Origin of the sequence: Acidaminobacter hydrogenoformans DSM 2784, assembly GCF_900103005.1 — a bacterium.
Taxonomy (GTDB): domain Bacteria; phylum Bacillota; class Clostridia; order Peptostreptococcales; family Acidaminobacteraceae; genus Acidaminobacter; species Acidaminobacter hydrogenoformans.
The window spans coordinates 64214-81920 of the sequence record NZ_FMWL01000004.1; the positions used below are offsets into that span (position 1 = coordinate 64214).

A 17707-nucleotide genomic window follows, 5' to 3' on the forward strand; every position below is an offset into this window, starting at 1 on the left:
TTGGCGTCTGTTGCTAACCGTAAACAGGATGATGAATATAGGAAAAAGCAGGTGACTCCATGGAAAACGGCATAATGCTGCAAGGTTTTGAGTGGTATCTGAAAAACGACGGAACATATTATAAGAACATGAAAGCGCTGGCGCCACAGCTAAGAGAAGCAGGCTTCTCTGGGGTGTGGATCCCGCCGTGCTGCAAAGGCACCGGTCAGGACGACGTTGGTTACGGCATCTATGACCTCTATGATTTGGGTGAATTCGACCAGAAGGGCGGCGTACGGACCAAATATGGGACTAAGGCAGAATTGATCGACATGATCAAGGCGTTGAAAGCGCAAGGCCTACAAGTCTACGCGGATGTCGTCATGAACCACAAGGCCGGCGCGGACCGCACGGAGACTTTCACGGCGGTTAAAGTAGACCCAAAGGACCGGGGTCTTGAGCTTGAACCACCCAGGGAAATTGAGGGCTGGACGGGGTTTGACTTTCCGGCGAGAAATGGGAAGTATAGTGCGTTCAAATGGAATTTTAACCATTTCAGCGGTGTCGATTTTGATAAGAGAAAGAATGAAAAGGGTATTTTTAGAATTGTGGGGGAGAACAAGGGCTGGAACCTTGGCGTTTCGGTTGAGCACGGCAATTACGATTACCTGATGCACGCGGATCTTGACCACGCGCATCCGGAGGTCATTGTAGAGCTGTGTACCTGGGCCGATTGGTTCATTCAAACCACCGGCGTCAATGGCTTTCGGCTGGATGCCTTAAAACACATTGATACCGCTTTTATTAACGTCTTTTATGAAAGTGTCACGAAGAAGTATGGCGGTAACTTTTATATGGTGGGCGAATACTGGGCGCCGGATCTCGAAGCCAAGAAGGCATATCTGGACCAGACCCATCACAAGATTGATCTTTTTGATGTGGGCCTTCACTTCAATTTCCAAGAGGCCTCTCTAAAGGGAAAGGATTACGATCTGAGGACAATCTTTGAGCGCTCCATGGTGGAAGCCTTCCCTGAACGGGCCGTGACGTTTGTGGACAATCATGACTCACAGCCGGGACAGTCCCTTCAGTCATGGGTGGAGCCGTGGTTTAAGCTTCACGCCTATGCCTTGATCCTCCTCAGAGACAAAGGGTATCCCTGTGTTTTCTACGGGGACTATTTTGGTACAGGCGGTGATCAGCCGTTTGAGGGCTTGCAAGGTCAGCTCGACATCTTGATGCGCCTTAGAAAAGAGGTGGCCTATGGCGAGCAGACAGATTACTTTGAAGACCCAAACCGGATTGGCTGGGTCAGGCTGGGCACGGAGGAGCACCCGGAGAAGCTCGCTGTTATCATGAGTAATATGGACGACGGCGTCCTGCGCATGTACGTGGGTGAAGACCAGGCGGGCATGTCCTATGGTGACTGGCTGGGCGTTGTCGAAAAGGACGTTGTCATTGCAGAGGACGGCTTTGGTGAGTTTTTGGTCAGGGCAGGTCAAGTCAGTGTTTGGCGAGGCAATGTTGAATAATTCACAATGATAGACGCAAAATTTTGCTGATGGGACATAGATGTCTTTAATCGTGTATTCGCATGACCGGCGTTTAATCTTTTCTGATAGATTCAAAATTAGGTTGACAAATATTAGAGCTGGATGTAACCTGTATACAGGTGGTATATTCAGAAACTTCAGAAAATACAATTTAAATGGATTAACAGTATATCATGTTGACACTTGTGCTTTTTTTGGATATTATTTTCCAAAATTAATAGAGGAGGAGAAAAATTGACTAAACAAGCAAAACTAGTCATTCCGAAAAAAAAAGCGCAAAATCTAACGGATATTGCCTATGACAGTATAAAACACATGATCATATATAATGAGATTCCAGCTGGAGAGTTTTTGAGTGAAAATATTCTTGCACAAGCTCTCAACATGAGTAGAACGCCTGTCAGAGAAGCATTAAAAATACTTGCAAGCGAAAATTTGGTTGAAATCCATAATGGGATAGGTATTTTAGTTCGTAATATTACGACAAGAGAAGTACATGAATTGTTTGAAGTTCGTTCTGCGCTTGAATGTGCGGCAGTAAAATCATTCTTAAGAAATGTGACGGAAGAAGACCTGCTTGAAATTGAAAGAAACTGGATTAACAGCAAAGAGAAATTGGAAGCCGGTGAAGAGATTGCGTATGAAGATTTGGCGGAATATGATCACATGCTTCATTCATTAATTTATGACAAATCTGATAACTCAGTTCTTAAAGACATCATGCACAGTATTCGACAGAGGATTCAAAGGATCCAGGCATTATCAATAAGTAAGTTTCCTTATCATATAGTGACCATACAGCAGCATTTGGATATTATTCAATCAATCAAGCTGAGGGACGAAGAAGAAATTAAACGTTTATTGGCGGAACACATTCTTTTTGCTGAAAACAACGTTCTGAAAAACTTAGATTTTCATATCTAAAGCATGTAAAAAAGTGAAATTATTAATTTGTTTTAAGATATGCTGTATACAGGTCGAATATTGCCTGAATACAGATGTGGCGTTATAAGTATTGTTTCAAACAGATGGATTTACCCGAAAAGAGGGAGGCGAAAGTGTGGAATTAACGAAGCACGAAAGAGAAATGCTTGAGGGCAAGCATGGAGAGGGTGTCGCAATTGCAATGAAAATACAGGTTGCAATTGGAGATTCATTTCACGCTAAGCGGATGGTGCCAATTACGCGGGCACATGTCGCGCTCAGCAACCAAGAGGCTGACCTTTGGTTTGCAGAAAAGCTCTTAAAAGCAGGCGCGCGCTGCAAAATCCCACCCACAGTAAACCCAGGATTTAATCTTAATTACTTCAAAAGCGCCGGTAAGGTTACTGAAGAATACGCAAATTTGATGCAACGCACCCATGATACCTATAAGGCACTTGGTGCGGTGTTGTCTTATAACTGTACGCCATACATACAAACCAATGTGCCATTTTTCGGAGAAGTCACTGCCTTTTCTGAATCCAGCGCAACACCATATGTTAATAGTGTATGGGGAGCCAGATCGAACCGCGAGGCAGCTCAGAGTGCGCTGTGCGCGGCTATAACTGGAGTAGTGCCTGAATATGGACTTCTGCTCGACGAAAATCGTTACGGTGATATTTTAGTCAATGTAGAAGCAGATATAAACAGTGATTTCGAATATCAACTTCTTGGATATATGGGAAAGAAAATTGGTACAGGTATTCCAGTCTTTACAGGGCTGCCAGCACCAATCACACCAGAGGCATTCATGAATCTGGGTGCTCAGCTCAACACTTCAGGTGCCTATGGCATGTTTCATGTACTCGGCGTAACACCGGAAGCGCCATCTATGGAAGCCGCATTTGGCGGCAAAGCGCCTAAAAGGGTCGTAACCATCACGAATGAAGATCTACAGGAAATATTATCGCAAATTTCAGAGCCAGGCGGTCAAAAAATTGATTTTGCAATGTTTGGATGCCCTCATTTCACATTGCGTCAAGTGCAGATCATTGCGGAACGCGTTAAAGGCAAAAAGCTTTCTATGGAAATGTGGATTCTAACATCAAGTCATACGAAAGAAATGGCAGACCGAATGGGATTTCTGGAGATCATTAGAGAAGCCGGGGGGGATATTGTGTCAGATACATGTCCAGATCAGCCTTGCTGGCATTATCTCTCGGGCAAAACCGGTATTACAGATTCTCCAAAGTGCGCCTATTATCCTAAACGCAGAGGTCTGAACTTCGTCATCAGAGATCTTGAAACCTGTATTGATGCAGCGCTGAAAGGAGAGGTCGATTAATGACGGATCAACAAAAAAGTTTTCCTTGTCATCGTATATCAGAAGGTGTCGCGGAGGGTGAGGTCATCGTTTCAAAGGACGACATCATGTTTTATCTCATAAAGCCAGAAACAGGTGAGGTTATTGAAAAAGGGCATGATCTTGAAGGCAAAAGTATAGCAGGAAAAATACTTGTGTTTCCAGGGGGAAAAGGCAGTTCGGTGGTTCAAGCCGATGGTCTTTACCAGCTCGCAATGAAACAGAACGCACCCAAAGCTATGATCATACAAAACCCAGATACAGTACTTGTTTCCAGCGCTATTATCATGGAAGTCCCTATGGTCGATCAGCTGGATGAATCTTTCTATGCGGCGTTAAAGGACGGTTGCAGGGTTAGAGTTGACGCAAATTCAGAAAAAGTAGAGTTTATCTAATCCTTGTGAGATCAATGGATTAACTTGGGGAGGTGAAAGTCCGGACAAATAACAAATACATTTGCAAAGCAAGGTTGGGGAGTTTGGAGTGAGTATTACAATTGAGGAGGAAGACTATGAAAAAGCTATCTGTATTTCTATTAATCTTTGTTATGATTTTAGGAATGGCTACTGGCTGCAGCAGCCCTGAGCCAGCGGCTCCGTCTGAGGCGCCGGCAGAAACCCCTGCGGAAACACCGGCTGAATCCGTCGTCATTAAAGTGGCTCACATAGTTTCTGAAGAAACAGCCACACACCGCGGCGCAGTAGCGTTTAAGGATTACGTCGAGAAAGAATCCGGCGGAACTATTGAAGTTCAATTGTTCCCTAATGGACAATTGGGCGGTGACCTTCAGTTAACCGAAGCCGTTGCACTGAATACAGTTCAAATTGCTATTCCTTCAACTGCAGTTTTAACAGCCTATGATCCTATATTCGGACTGCTTGACCTTCCATTTATTTTTAAAGACGTTCGTGCAGGCTTCAACGCTTTGGATGGAGATCTCGGCAAGAAGCTGGATGAAAAGCTGGCCCCGGTCGGTCTCATGAACCTTGGTTACAGCTATAACGGTGCTCGCAGTATGTCCAATAATGTCAGACCAATCAACGAACCGAAAGATCTTGAAGGCATCAAGATGCGCGTCATGGAAAGCCCAGTTTTCATTGATATGTTTAAATATCTGGGGGCAAACCCAACACCTATGAGCTTTGGTGAAGTTTTCACCGGCCTTCAGCAAGGCACAGTCGACGGTCAGGAAAACGCGCCTGCTTTAGTGTATGCTTCAAAGTTCTATGAAGTACAGGAATTCTATAGCCTTACAAGTCATGTTCAATCATATCTCGCCAATGTCATGAATGCTGACTTCTTCAACGGCTTATCTGAAGATCAGCAGAAGGTTGTCATGGAAGGTGCCAGAAAGTTCCTCGTAGAAGCTGAACGCGAAGATGAAATTAACGACAATATCGAAACCGTTGACAAATTGAAAGAAGCTGGAATGACAGTAAATGAAATTTCAGCGGAAAACATGCAAAAGTTCATGGATGCTTTGGTCCCAATGCATGACAAATACAAAGCTGAATTTGGTCAGGAATGGTTTGACCTCATTGAACAATACAATAATTAAAATTCCCCTTGCAATTCAGCCCCACTTTTGCCGGGAGGTCACTCATACCTCCCGGTATTTTTCTAAAAACAATTTTTGCAGAAAGCTTTTGAAGTCCGAAAAGAAGTTCACATTGGAAGAAGGTGACGTGGATGAGAAAATTGCTGCACCTCTATACGAAGTTGGAAGAACGTTTATTAATCGCGAGCCTGGTTTTTACAGTTGTCTTGATCTTCGTACAGGTCATAATGCGATATGTATTCAACAATTCGCTATCATGGAGTGAAGAGCTTGCGCGTTACATATTTATTTGGCAAATCTGGTTAGGTACAGGTGTTGGAATTCGATTGAAGGAGCAAATCCGAGTTGGAATTTTAGCGAAAAAATTGAGTCAGACTGGAGCAAAGCTGCTGAATGCTGTAGCTTTGATAATACTCTTGATGTTTTGTATTTTTCTAGTCATAAACGGCTACCAGCTTGTCATGAAGATTGCTGGAAGAAATGCACTTTCAACGGCCTTGAAAATACCATTAAGCTATGTATATTTATCACTGCCATTCAGTTCAGCAATAACGAGCTTATATCTCATAGATCAATTGGTTGAGTTGTTCAAACCTGCAAAAGAAACGGAAGGGGGGACAATATAAAATGGAAGCTTTGTTTCTTTTTGGATCCTTTATTGTCCTGATCATTCTCAGCGTTCCGATTGGATACGCCGTAGGCATATCAACGGCGATAACGCTGTTCTTTTTTGCGGATATCCCACTTGTCATGGTGACACAAAACGCAGTTGCAGGGTGTGATTCATTCCCTTTGATGGCGATCCCTTTCTTTATCCTCGCTGGCAGTCTAATGAGTACGGGTGGTGTAGCCAAGCGGCTTTTGGACTTCGCGAATATGATTTTTGGTTACTTTACCGGTGGCCTTGCTATGGTTACAACTGTATCCTGTATGTTCTTCGCGGCTATTTCAGGCTCTGCTATGGCTACGACATCAGCAATTGGGACTTTTATGATCCCAGCAATGAAGGAAAGAGATTATGACACAGGCTTTGCAGCGTCTTTGACTGCTGCAGCCGGAACTATTGGCGTAATCATTCCACCAAGTATTCCGTTCGTTATTTATGGGGTCGTTGTCAATACATCCATCAGTGACCTGTTTATTGCTGGCTTCATTCCTGGTGTCTTAATGGGTGTAGCGCTTTTGACTACCTCGTACCTATTAGCAAAAAAGTATGGTTATAAAGGGACAGGACATTTTCCAAAAGCGAAGGAAGTTCTTTTATCCTTCAAAGATGCAATCTGGGCGATCTTAGCGCCAACGATTGTACTTGGGGGGATTTACGCTGGCGTTTTTACACCAACGGAAGCTGCAGTCATAGCAGTCGTCTACTCGGCCTTTGTCGGCGCTTTTATATACAAAGAGCTGACATGGAAACTACTATACAAGTCTTTATTTGACACTATTTTGATTAATGGCATCACAACCTTTATGGTGGGCTTTTCCATGGCATTTGCAGGATATCTGAGCATACAGCAGATTCCTACGGCAATCGCAGATGCTATTATGACCATAACGACGAATAAATTCCTGTTATTGTTGATTATCAACCTGTTTCTTTTGGCAATTGGCACCTTGATAGACAATATTCCAGCCACCATAATCCTTTCTCCAATATTGCTGCCAATTGTTACCCAACTTGGCATGTCGCCTATCACTTTTGGTGTTGTCATCACAATGAACCTTGCGATCGGCTTTATCACCCCGCCATATGGCATCAATCTGTTTGTGGCGTCAGCAGTTGGAAAAGTATCTATCGGCAGCATGATGGTATATATGAGATACTTCCTTTTGGCATTGATACTGGTTTTAATGGCGACAACGTATATCCCTGCAACTACTATGTTTTTGGTAAATTTGCTGAGATAGGCAATTTAATAAAGAGACCTGACTATGTAACGCTCAGTTTACTGATTTATGGAGGTGCGATATGAAACTAACTTCTGAAGAAAAAGACATGCTTGCAGGAAAATATGGGGAAGGCATTGCAGCTGCTATGAAAATTCAGGTTGCAATGGGGGAGACGTTTGAAGCTGAACGCATGGTGCCCATCACGCGGGCCCACGTTGCATTGAGTGCCCAGGACGCTGATCTGTGGTTTGTGGAAAAGCTTCTAAATCTTGGCGCGACCTGCAAAGTATCACCAACGGTTAATCCAAGTATTGATTTAAAATATCTAAACAAGAATCTTTTTGAGATTCCTAAGGCAGGCATAAACATAGTAAGTTCGACTAATGAGGCATATAGGAAAATTGGCGCAACTTTAACGTTTGACTGTACACCTTATCTCCAACAAAACGTACCTGGATTTGGGGAAGTCATTGCTTTCTCAGAATCCAGTGCTACGCCATATGTCAACTCAGTACTTGGTGCGAGATCTAATCGAGAATCCTCGCAAAGCGCGTTATGTGCTGCAGTGACCGGCATTGTGCCGGAGTATGGATTACTCTTGGATGAAAATAGAAAGGGAGAAATCCTTGTTGAAGTCGAGGCGAAAGTAGAAACAGATTTCGATTATCAGCTTCTCGGCTGGTGCTATCCAGAGCTTTATAAGGGGCTGGAAATCCCAGTATTCACCGGTATAAAAGCAAGGCCGACACCAGCTGGCTTCATGAATTTTGGCGCACAGCTCAATACTTCGGGTGCAGTCTCTATGTACCACATGGTCGGCATAACACCTGAAGCGCCGACTCTCGAAGCCGCATTTGGTAATAATAAGATCAAACATCATATTAAAATCACAGATCAGGATCTTGCCGCAACGCGTGAGCGTTTGTGCAGAGAACCCGGCAAAATAGACTTCGCCATGTTTGGTTGTCCACATCTCAATATCGATCAGGTGGAGACCATTGCCAAGACTGTTGGCGAACGCAAATTCGCAGTGGATTTCTGGGTGCTGACAAGCTCGCTGACGCGTGAACTTGCTGACCGTATGGGTTATTTAGATGTCATTCAACGTGCCGGCGGCCATATTATCGCAGATACTTGTATTGACGTTCCGCCTTGTTGGCAGCCGTATTACGGGAAGAATGCAGTGACGGACTCGCCTAAGTGCGCTTATTACAATGAAATCAGAGGCATTAAATTTATCATCCGTCCATTGGAAGAAGCAGTTGAAGCTGCAATTCTCGGGGAGGTGCTCAAATAATGGGAACGAAATTTGTTTGTAAACGGATTTCTGAAGGCTATGCGGAAGCTGAAGTTATCATATCCAAAGATGCGGTGTGTTATTACTTGGTTGAGCCTGAAACGGGTTTAGTTGTCGAGCGTAATCATGATCTCGAAGGTCGAAATATTGCCGGAAAGATTCTGATGATGCCATCTGGAAAGGGCAGCTCCGTTGTGCAGGCCGATGGTCTCTATAAGCTTGGACGCAATCAAAAAAGCCCACTTGGCATGATTATCGAACATGCTGATCCCGTTCTGGTATCCAGTGCTCTGATCTTTGAGGTGCCTATGGTTCACAAAGTAGACCCTGAATTTTACAAGCACATCAAAGACGGTGACCGTATAATATTAAATGCTACTGAAGGTTGGATTGAGATCTTATAGACTGTTACGGTCTTTTTCCTCAATCAGTCGATGTGCAGCACGTAATCAGCATGTGTTAAAGGGGGCATCCGCTCAATGATAATGGAGATTCCATATGGCTCAGAAACCATTAGTTTTAATATCCCTGAAGAAAATTTACTTTTCGTTGGAACGTTAAAGGAAACCCGTGGTCAGACTCAGTTGGCTGAGGCAGTTCGAAAAAGTCTTGATGAACCCTTTGGATGCTTGCCTCTTAAAGATTGCGTACATCCAAAGGATAATGTCCTCATTCTCATTGAGGATGCGACCAGATCAACGCCGGTAAAGGAAATCTTGCCGGTTTTGGTGGATTATCTTTTGGACTGCGGGTTGACTTTAGAAAATCTTGAGATTCTTACAGCACCCGGTTCGCACCGTATATTGACCGATGCGGAAATTCTTGAAAAAGTCGGCCCCGAACTAATCGATAAAATAAAGATAAGTCAGCACGATTATCAAAACGAAAGCAGTATGGTCACTATGCCATCCGTCTTAGTGAATGGATTTGAAATTCCAGTTCAAGTGAATAGAAAGGCGCTGGAAGCGGACTTTATCATAGGGATTGGAAACATTATTCCACACTCTGACGCCGGTTTTTCTGGGGGGGCGAAGATCCTTCAACCTGGAATTTGTGGTTACCCTACTACAGCCGCGACACATATCTCAGCTGCCATGTTGGATGAAATTCCACTCGGTGTAGTAGACAATCCATGTAGACTGGGCATGGAGGAGGTAGCGAAACAAGCAGGGCTCAAATTCATAATTAACACAGTGAAGAACCATCGGGGAGAAGTCATTGAAGTTGTAAGTGGAGACTTTGTCACAGCACATCGTGAAGGCGCCAGGATTTCCAGGAATGCGTTTTCTGTGGAAATGCCTGAGCTTGCTGATATTGTTGTTGTCAGCTCCTATCCGGCAGATCTTGACTTTTGGCAAGCGCTTAAGGGTGTCACAGCTGCTTATTTTGCTGTAAAACCCGGTGGAACTATCATTTTTGCAAGTCCATGCTATGAGGGACTTGCCCATAACCATCCCAAATTTGAGGAATGGCTTCAGTTAAGTTATACTCATATTCTTCAAAAAACAAAGTCTGCACCAGTTGATGACAAGTCAATCGATTTAATATCTGCTGTTCTTGCTGTATGTAATTCAAGAGCACGTGAAAAGGCAGAGATTTTAGTTGTATCAAACGGCTTGAGTGATGATGCTGTTAATGTTCTAGGATATAAACGCGTTGCAAGTGTTCAAGCGGCAATAGATGACTTGTTGCTAAAAAACAACAAATTATCAATTGGCGTATTACCACGAGGTGGAGACTGCTTACCAGTCTTGACTGGTTTATGAGCAACATCGTCGCATCCACAAGGAGGTTTTACCCTTGTTTAGAAAATGTTTGGATCAGCTTGATGCCTATAAAGCAGGAAAACCAATTTCAGTCTTAAAGAAAGAATTAGGATTAAACCAGGTCTATAAGTTAAATGCAAATGAAAATCCAAATGGTCCATCTAAAGAAGCTATGCGATCAGTCAGTGAGATTTTAGAACAAATCAGTACTTATCCAGACGCAGGATCTGAAAGAATTCGTCAATCACTTTCAGGCGTTTTAGGTGTCAAACCTTCACAGATTATGATTGGCAATGGTGGCGACGAAATTTTAAGATTATTGACAGAAATTTTAATTGACCCAGGTGACGAAGCAATTGCCATTGTCCCATACTTCTCACTTTATAAAAATAATGTTCAGCTAATGAATGGTATACTTAAGGAAGTTAAGTGTGAGACATTTGAATTCGAACCAAAAACAATCCTATCCGCTATCACATCTAAGACGAGATTGATATTTTTGACATCACCCAATAATCCGACGGGTACAATTATCAGAAGAGAGCAGTTGATAGAAGTACTGAATCAGGTTCCAAAAGACATTGTGATATTACTTGATGAAGCCTATTATGATTATGCTGCAGAGTGTATGGACTATCCAGATGGTGTGGCATACCTAAAATCTCATGAAAATCTCATTATACTTAGAACTTTTTCTAAATCATTTGGTCTTGCAGGATTGAGAGTGGGTTATGCTGTTTCCTCGGAGAAAATAATTGAGGCTTTGCTTAAAATCAAACTGGTTTTTAATGTGAATCTCTTAGCTCAGGCAGCTGCTTTGGCAGCGCTTCAAGATCCAAGACACGTTCAAAAAAGTATTGAACAAAACAAAAAATCTTTAATGAGACTCTACGATTATTTTAATAGTCGCAAAATCGAATATATTCATTCTCATGCCAATTTTGTATTTGTAAATTTTAATCGTCCTATTTCTGAAGTGACCCAACATCTTTCCAAAGATGGTATATTCATTACACCTGGGACGGTTTGGGGTTATGATACCTGGGGTAGGATTTCTACCGGGACAGATGAAGCTATGACTGCGTTCATTGACTCAATGGATAGTTTAATAAATAATAGTTAGAGGCTATGACAATATAAGCAACAATCAACTCTATAAATTCAAAATTTAACTTAAAAAAATCAAGTTAAGGGTTGCCGCAAAACTAATAAATTTGGTATTGCAGCAGCCCTTTCATATGTTCAAATATGCTATAATAATTCATAATATTTTGTGATTTGAGGAGGCTCAACCCTATGGAACTCATCTATTACAAATGCCCTCTCTGCGGCTTTATCCATCAGGTCCCGGAATACTGGATGGATTTTTCGCCGGAGGATGAACTTGAAATGGAACATATCAATCTTGAAACCAAGGAACCCTGCAGTGAAACCAAACTGCAAAAGGTTAAGCCTTAATAGATGCGCACCATGGAGGTATATAGCGTGACTACAAAACGTATCGCACTGCTCCATTTAAATTCCATAGCGGGTGAGCTGGAGCACAACCGAAGGCTCATTGAGCTGGGTGTAACGACTGCTCTTGAACAAAAGGCGGACTGGATCATCACGCCGGAAACAGCTGTCAGCGGCCTTCAGTTTTCCCATTTGATTGGGACGGACTGGATTGAGCCCCAGCCGGATGTCTGGGCTTGTGAGCTCGGTCGACGCGCTGGCGCTGAGGGTGCCCATCTGTTTTTGGGATTGGCGGAAAAAGGCGAGGATGGCTTGTTTTACAATGTGGTGGTTGTGTTGGGTGTTGGCGGAGGGACCATCGGCAGCCAAAGGAAAATGTTGGTGCACTCGGACGGGTGGTCGACGCCTGGCGGAGATCTTTCTGTAGTGGAGATCAACGGGATTAAAGCGGGGATCATGATCTGCGCGGACGCTTACACGAACAGGGTGGCGAACAGTCACTTGACTCAGGGGGCGCAGGTGCTGGTGGCGCCGAGTGCCTGGGGGCCTGGGCTGTACGGGCCGGAGGGCGAGTGGGAGCAGCGGTCCCGGGAAACGGGGCTGCCGGTGTTCGTGTGCAACCGGACGGGGGAGGACCGCACCGTCAAGTTTTGGGAGGCGGAGAGTCTGGTCATTCACCAGGGTGAACGGCTGCTGGCGCGAAAGACGAGGAATTCCGAGGTCTTGATCTTTGAATGGGACTTTGCGCAGCAAAGGCTTGCTTCGGAAGCGTTTGAGATTTATATTCTAAGATAGGGGAGAGTGGCTGCAATGCGCCATGGAGCAGCAAAGGAGAGTGTGAGCTTCACGATCAGGCATTTTCAAAAGAGCGATCTCGATTGGGTGATCGACCGTCATGACAAACTCTACGCAGAGGAGCAAGGGTTCGACCACACTTTCAGGCCTTATGTGGAAGGTCCGGTGTATGATTTTGGGGCGACCTTGAAGCCCGAGAAGGAAAATCTCTGGGTGGCTGAGGCCTGGAAGGGTCCTGGGTCTGAAGGGATCCGGGCGGGCATGATCGCTATTGTGCGGGTGGATGATGAGACCGCTCAGCTCAGATGGTACCTCGTTGAGCCGGAGTATAGAGGCGTCGGTTTAGGCCGGACGCTCATGAAAACCGCCCTCGATTTTACCGCCACAGCGGGGTATAAAAAGGTGTTCCTGTGGACGGTCAGCCAGCTGGACGCGGCGCGTCACCTATATATTGACTATGGGTTTACGTTGACGCAAACGGAGACCCACGAGATCTGGGGCAAAACCCAGACCGAGGAGCGGTGGGAATTGGAGCTTTAAAGGTCATAGCAGTACTCGACACCCTTTGACGGGCACCTTTGGTGCAATTTGTGAGTTGGCTTCAAAAAACTTACATACAAAGGAGAAGAAAAACCATGAAGGTCGTCAAAACCAGTCGTATTGTCATGCTGCTGCTCCATATCATTGTGGGTGTGGGTGCCGCGGCGGGTGGCATGGGTGCCATCCTGGACCCCATCGCGCCGGCGGGTGCGAACGCGGAGCTGCTTAAAACCGGGCCCTTTGAAACTTTTCTGATCCCGGGAATCATCCTGTTTGCGCTGTTTGGGCTGGGCAACCTGGCCGCGGCAGCCTGGCTGATGACCCACTGGCGCAGGCCGGAGACAGGCGCTTTGGTGCAGGGCTATGCCACAGGGATTCTTGGCGGGCCATGGTTATTTGGATTGTTGTCCAGTGTCTGATGCTGCAAATGGTCGTCGCGCTCCATGTCATCATGTTTGTTGTGGGGATCCTTCAGGGCCTTCTGGCTTTTAAGCTGTTGTGGGACAGGGATGCCTTCCCGGCGAATCTGATCCGGCAGGTGTTGACGACCTCAAGATAAGTGGGTCATTTAAGTACAGGCAGAAAATTGCAGCCGGTGCCGGGCGGGAAACGCTTGTCTGGTACCGGCTGCACATCTATTGGGCGGGTGATGTTATGCAGGATAGGCGATTAAGCTGCGGGGTGAAGTGTGGTGGCGGTGGTGGCTGCGGTGACCATCGGCAGTACGCTTTTGCTTTTGGCTTTGGCTTTGGCCTTGGCCGTGGCTTTGAAAGGGTAAAAATGAAGCTTACAACATTCAGTCCTTGGATAGCCATAGTTCTCGTGGCTGCCACGGTTTCTTCAAGTGCTTTGCCCGTGGTTTTCGCCACCAGCACCGCACCAAGTCCGCCTTCACAGGCCCATACCCCTATTGCCCAGGAAACCCTCGACGCAATCGCAGCGCTCAACACGGAGGTACTCGACCTGCTCACCGAGCTCTTCGAAACCGCATCCCGGATTACCCAGCTCGAGGACGAGGTCCTTGCCATTCAAACTGACATCAAAGCCGTGCAGCTTGATATAGAGGTAAAGCAGGCCGGCATTGACGCTCAGACATTGGTATATCAACAAGTGAGGCGCACTTTGGGCGAGGTTCTGAGATCTCAGCAGCGCGCTGGCGTGGCATCCAGACTTGAGATTGTTTTGAATGCCGGAAGCTTGAAGGACTTGCTGCGAAGACTCAATCTGCTCAGGGCGCTGTCCCGAAAGACGGACCTCCTGATGCAGGAAGCCGAGGCGGCTCGGACTGCCCTTGAAGGGGAGAAGGCTGCCCTCACTAAAGTTTTGGCGGTCCGAAGAGAAAAAGAAAGCGCGCTGGAAGAGGTCCTGGACAGCCTGAAGGAGGCCCGGGAAACCCTTGAAGCGCAGCTTGCGGCGCTTGAGGATGACCGCGCCGGCTACGAAGCTTCACTTAAGGCCTTGGACCAGGGCTGGACTGCCTTTAAGCCTGTCTTCACGGATACTGCGGCAGCTTTGTCGGAAATGATCGAAACCGGAAAGGTGCCTGAGGGAACCCTCGAAATTGAGTTTAATCTCTTCCAGGCCACTGGCCGCATTACGGATGAAAAGCTTAATTTTGCTGTCGCACAGGACAAAACCCTGCCGCCGCTGGTGTTTGCCTTTACGACTAAAGGCGCTGTCATGAAGTTTGTGGACCAGGACGCGGCACTGAGTGGCCGCTTTGAGGTGGCGGATCAGTCCACGCTGAAATTTGTGATTGAAGGCGGGACATTCAAAGGGGTGTCCATGAGCGAGGCTGCCCTTGAGGATCTGGTGTCCAGGGGAACGCTGGTTTTTGACCTCTCTGGAACCATTGGAAAAAGTAAGCTGAGGCAGGTTCGCCATAACCGCGGCGCCATAGAGCTTTTAATTGACGTCATACTATTTTAGCGAGGTGTGCCATGATACGAGCTGTTGACGCAAGCCTGATTTACCGGGATGGGACACAGGCGCTGAAACCATTTAATCTTATGGTTGAAAAGGGAGAAACCCTTTATATTACAGGCCCCAGCGGTTCAGGGAAAACCAGTCTGCTCAAGCTGCTCATGGGGATCGAGTTTGCTTCGACGGGCACCCTGGAGGTCCTGGGCCAGTCCATGACCCACAGGGAGGAAGGGGCGATCCGGGCCATGAGAAAGCGCATTGGTCCTGTTTTTCAGGATTTCCGGCTCATGGAGGGCCGTTCCGTCTATGAAAATGTTGTCCTTGGCATGCGCTTTCTGGACCTGTCCGCTGCGGACATGAAACGCCAGGCGGAGGAGAGCATCCTGCGCGTTGGCCTTGAGCACAAAGGGCGCCAGTCCGTTGACAATCTGTCCTGGGGTGAGTGCCAGAGAGTGACCATAGCCAGGGCCGTGGCCAGGAGACCCGAGCTGATTATTGCGGATGAGCCCACTGGGAACCTGGATCAGGACAATGCCCTGCAGATCCTGCGGCTGCTGACCTCCTTTGGGGACGCGAACACCACCGTTGTGATCACCACCCACGCCACCCATTTGCTTTCTATGGTCCCTGCCGGCCGCCATCTGGCCATGGCATCCGGTCACCTATTGCAGCCGTCGAAGGAGAGGGGGGGGCGCCCATGACTAAGGTTAAGCCAAAGCCTTTAAGCAACCTTGCCTTCACCTTCAGGGAAGCGCGGACGATCCTTTCTCTCAGCGGGCTCTCAAGCCTGCTTTCCATAATCAGCCTGACCCTGATCTTTTTCGTGGCCATTCTGGCGGGCAGCAGCTGGTGGCTGAGTTCGCTGCTGGTCGACGCGCTGAAAAATGAAGCTGAGATCAGCGTCTATTACGCGCCCGACCTGGGAGAGGCTGGGGCGCCTGGTCTTGAAGCCCTCGTGTCCAGAGTTGGCGCTGTTGAAGGCGTCAGAACCGTCAAGCCTGTCAGCGCTGCGCAGGCCTTTGATGCTATGTCGGAGATCCTGGGTACAGACGCCAGTGTTCTCACGCACTTCCAGGAAAATCCCTTTGAGGCGTACCTGGAGGTTGGCGTTGACCTTGGAAACCTTGCGGCTTTAATCGCGAAAGTCCAGGCTCTCGAAGGCGTAGACTACGTCCGCGACAATCAGAGCATCCTGGAAAAGGTCGCTTCCATAGCCCGCCTTGTCACGGGCATTGCCATCTTCGTGGCCGCTGCTGTGGGCACCGCGACCCTCATAGTCACCGCCCACATTGTCCGTGAAGGTGTCCATGCGAACCGTGAGCAGATTATGACCCTCAAGCTCCTTGGCGCACCGAACGGCTTCATCTACCGCCCCTTCCTGCTGGAAGGCGTCCTGATCACCACCGCTGCGGGCCTCTTAGCGTCGCTGCTGTTCTGGGCGTTTGCCCGAAGTGTCGGCCCCATGGCCACAGAGCTCATCAGCTTCCTTCCACCCTTTCAGTTCACAAAGCTGCTGCCCGTGGTCACCGTAACCACCCTCTGCGCCAGCGCCCTCCTGGGCCTCACCGCCAGCCTTCTCGGTCTGGGACTGGTCCGAAACCATGGCATGCGGGTGTGAGCAGGGGAAAAGAAGAACATAGTGTTTGGTTGGGGACAGTCCCCAACCGAATGATCTCTCAAAAAAGATCAGTCAAAGCGGATTTTAGCGCGTGACTGATCTTTTTTTGAGGTGAAGGGACTCCCATCCCATTAATTTCTAAAAAATTTATAAACCCCACTACCCCGCGGGGGTATAATGTGTTATAATAAATTCAACAAGTCAACTTACATTAAAGGAGTGTTAAATAATGTTAGATACGAATCTCAAGCATCTGGTGACTGCCAAAGAACTCGAAGAGACCATCAGCCAGAACGAAAACGTCATGGTTTGCTGCGGCCGCATGGGTCCTATGTGTATCCCTGTCTACGGCGCAATGGAAAGCCTCGAGGGCAAGTATTCAAATGTCGTGTTCCGTGATATGGAGTTCGATTCCCCAGAAGCAAAAATCATCAAGACCCTGCCGGAGTGCCGCAATTTCAGGGGGCTTCCTTTCACGGTTTATTACAAAAATGGCAAAGTTGTCGCGGCGACGGCCAGTATTCAAACCAAGGATCAAATTACAGAAATTCTGGACCGCGAATTTAAATAGGCTTTGCGGGGCACCGACCATCGGAAAAAACATTATACGAGGTGAGAGACTTTTGGCAGCGGTCAGAGGTTTCCCGCCTCGTTCTGTTTTAAAGCCCAAAAGACTTGTTTGCCAGTGGTCACCTCACAAAAAATTGCAGTCCTTGCACACCTTTTATGTGAGTGGCGAGAACACCCGTGACTTCAGTCATGGGATGAATCGCTCATCAGCACTTGGTTTAAAATCTTGATTAACACAATAAAAGTAATGTGTGTGTCCTTCATTATCAACCAATGTTCCTACGATATACCAATAAGAGTGCTAATAGAAATACAATAAAATGACTCAATATTTTTCTCGATTTCACTTTGAAAAAGAACAAACGTTTGATACAATGAAAGCATAAAATTAAATTTGAATCAACGCAGGCGTCCTTCAATCACTTAAAATCTATGACTGTCGGTAGGGTAATGTAATGAGCTTCCTATCGCTTTTTAAT

General features: G+C 46.6%; 20 protein-coding genes. All 20 read left to right on the forward strand.

What is annotated here, in order from left to right:
- Nucleotides 1-59: 59 nt before the first annotated feature.
- The 20 genes from BLP63_RS05490 to BLP63_RS05575 all read left to right on the forward strand — a co-directional run bounded on the left by BLP63_RS05490 (nucleotide 60) and on the right by BLP63_RS05575 (nucleotide 17229).
- Nucleotides 60-1511, forward strand: coding sequence for an alpha-amylase (locus BLP63_RS05490; protein ID WP_092589908.1), 1452 nt, complete (start codon nucleotides 60-62; stop codon nucleotides 1509-1511).
- Between the two features lie 255 nt (nucleotides 1512-1766).
- Nucleotides 1767-2456 (forward strand): GntR family transcriptional regulator, encoded by a 690-nt coding sequence (locus tag BLP63_RS05495; RefSeq protein ID WP_092589909.1) that lies wholly within the window; start codon nucleotides 1767-1769, stop codon nucleotides 2454-2456.
- A gap of 91 nt (nucleotides 2457-2547) precedes the next feature.
- Nucleotides 2548-3798: an aconitase X catalytic domain-containing protein gene (locus BLP63_RS05500; RefSeq protein ID WP_330387094.1), complete on the forward strand. Its 1251-nt coding sequence runs from the start codon at nucleotides 2548-2550 to the stop codon at nucleotides 3796-3798.
- Nucleotides 3798-4211: an aconitase X swivel domain-containing protein gene (locus BLP63_RS05505; protein ID WP_092589911.1), complete on the forward strand. Its 414-nt coding sequence runs from the start codon at nucleotides 3798-3800 to the stop codon at nucleotides 4209-4211. The genes BLP63_RS05500 and BLP63_RS05505 overlap by 1 nt, the downstream gene beginning before the upstream one ends.
- Nucleotides 4212-4327: 116 nt before the next feature.
- The gene (locus tag BLP63_RS05510) at nucleotides 4328-5374 is read left to right on the forward strand and encodes a DctP family TRAP transporter solute-binding subunit (RefSeq protein ID WP_092589912.1); all 1047 of its coding nucleotides are present in this window, start codon (nucleotides 4328-4330) and stop codon (nucleotides 5372-5374) included.
- Nucleotides 5375-5505: 131 nt separating this feature from the next.
- Nucleotides 5506-6000 carry a TRAP transporter small permease gene (locus tag BLP63_RS05515; protein WP_092589913.1) on the forward strand — a complete coding sequence of 165 codons (495 nt, stop codon included), beginning with the start codon at nucleotides 5506-5508 and terminating at the stop codon, nucleotides 5998-6000.
- Nucleotide 6001: 1 nt separating this feature from the next.
- Nucleotides 6002-7282, forward strand: coding sequence for a TRAP transporter large permease (locus BLP63_RS05520; protein ID WP_092589914.1), 1281 nt, complete (start codon nucleotides 6002-6004; stop codon nucleotides 7280-7282).
- Nucleotides 7283-7343: 61 nt separating this feature from the next.
- Nucleotides 7344-8561, forward strand: a complete 1218-nt coding sequence (locus BLP63_RS05525) for an aconitase X catalytic domain-containing protein (protein ID WP_092589915.1) — start codon at nucleotides 7344-7346, stop codon at nucleotides 8559-8561.
- Nucleotides 8561-8965, forward strand: coding sequence for an aconitase X swivel domain-containing protein (locus tag BLP63_RS05530; RefSeq protein ID WP_092589916.1), 405 nt, complete (start codon nucleotides 8561-8563; stop codon nucleotides 8963-8965). The genes BLP63_RS05525 and BLP63_RS05530 overlap by 1 nt, the downstream gene beginning before the upstream one ends.
- Before the next feature lie 75 nt (nucleotides 8966-9040).
- Entirely contained in the window at nucleotides 9041-10327 is a 1287-nt protein-coding gene (locus BLP63_RS05535; protein ID WP_092589917.1) for a nickel-dependent lactate racemase family protein, read from the forward strand.
- A 34-nt stretch (nucleotides 10328-10361) separates the two neighbouring features.
- Nucleotides 10362-11450, forward strand: coding sequence for a histidinol-phosphate transaminase (gene hisC / locus BLP63_RS05540; protein ID WP_170829309.1), 1089 nt, complete (start codon nucleotides 10362-10364; stop codon nucleotides 11448-11450).
- Between the two features lie 173 nt (nucleotides 11451-11623).
- Nucleotides 11624-11785: a hypothetical protein gene (locus BLP63_RS16810; protein WP_170829310.1), complete on the forward strand. Its 162-nt coding sequence runs from the start codon at nucleotides 11624-11626 to the stop codon at nucleotides 11783-11785.
- 27 nt (nucleotides 11786-11812) lie between these two features.
- Nucleotides 11813-12577: a carbon-nitrogen hydrolase family protein gene (locus BLP63_RS05545; protein ID WP_092589919.1), complete on the forward strand. Its 765-nt coding sequence runs from the start codon at nucleotides 11813-11815 to the stop codon at nucleotides 12575-12577.
- Nucleotides 12578-12592: 15 nt separating this feature from the next.
- Complete coding sequence (locus BLP63_RS05550) at nucleotides 12593-13117, forward strand: GNAT family N-acetyltransferase (protein WP_092589920.1); 525 nt, start codon at nucleotides 12593-12595, stop codon at nucleotides 13115-13117.
- Nucleotides 13118-13212: 95 nt separating this feature from the next.
- Entirely contained in the window at nucleotides 13213-13536 is a 324-nt protein-coding gene (locus BLP63_RS05555) for a hypothetical protein (RefSeq protein WP_092589921.1), read from the forward strand.
- The gene (locus BLP63_RS16815; protein WP_170829311.1) at nucleotides 13506-13676 is read left to right on the forward strand and encodes a hypothetical protein; all 171 of its coding nucleotides are present in this window, start codon (nucleotides 13506-13508) and stop codon (nucleotides 13674-13676) included. Before BLP63_RS05555 ends, BLP63_RS16815 begins: the two co-directional genes overlap by 31 nt.
- Nucleotides 13677-13771: 95 nt before the next feature.
- Nucleotides 13772-15046: a coiled-coil domain-containing protein gene (locus BLP63_RS05560; RefSeq protein ID WP_092589922.1), complete on the forward strand. Its 1275-nt coding sequence runs from the start codon at nucleotides 13772-13774 to the stop codon at nucleotides 15044-15046.
- Between the two features lie 11 nt (nucleotides 15047-15057).
- Nucleotides 15058-15741 (forward strand): cell division ATP-binding protein FtsE, encoded by a 684-nt coding sequence (locus BLP63_RS05565; protein WP_092589923.1) that lies wholly within the window; start codon nucleotides 15058-15060, stop codon nucleotides 15739-15741.
- Complete coding sequence (locus BLP63_RS05570) at nucleotides 15738-16658, forward strand: cell division protein FtsX (protein ID WP_092589924.1); 921 nt, start codon at nucleotides 15738-15740, stop codon at nucleotides 16656-16658. Before BLP63_RS05565 ends, BLP63_RS05570 begins: the two co-directional genes overlap by 4 nt.
- 229 nt (nucleotides 16659-16887) lie before the next feature.
- Nucleotides 16888-17229, forward strand: coding sequence for a thioredoxin family protein (locus BLP63_RS05575; RefSeq protein WP_170829312.1), 342 nt, complete (start codon nucleotides 16888-16890; stop codon nucleotides 17227-17229).
- Nucleotides 17230-17707: the final 478 nt, after the last annotated feature.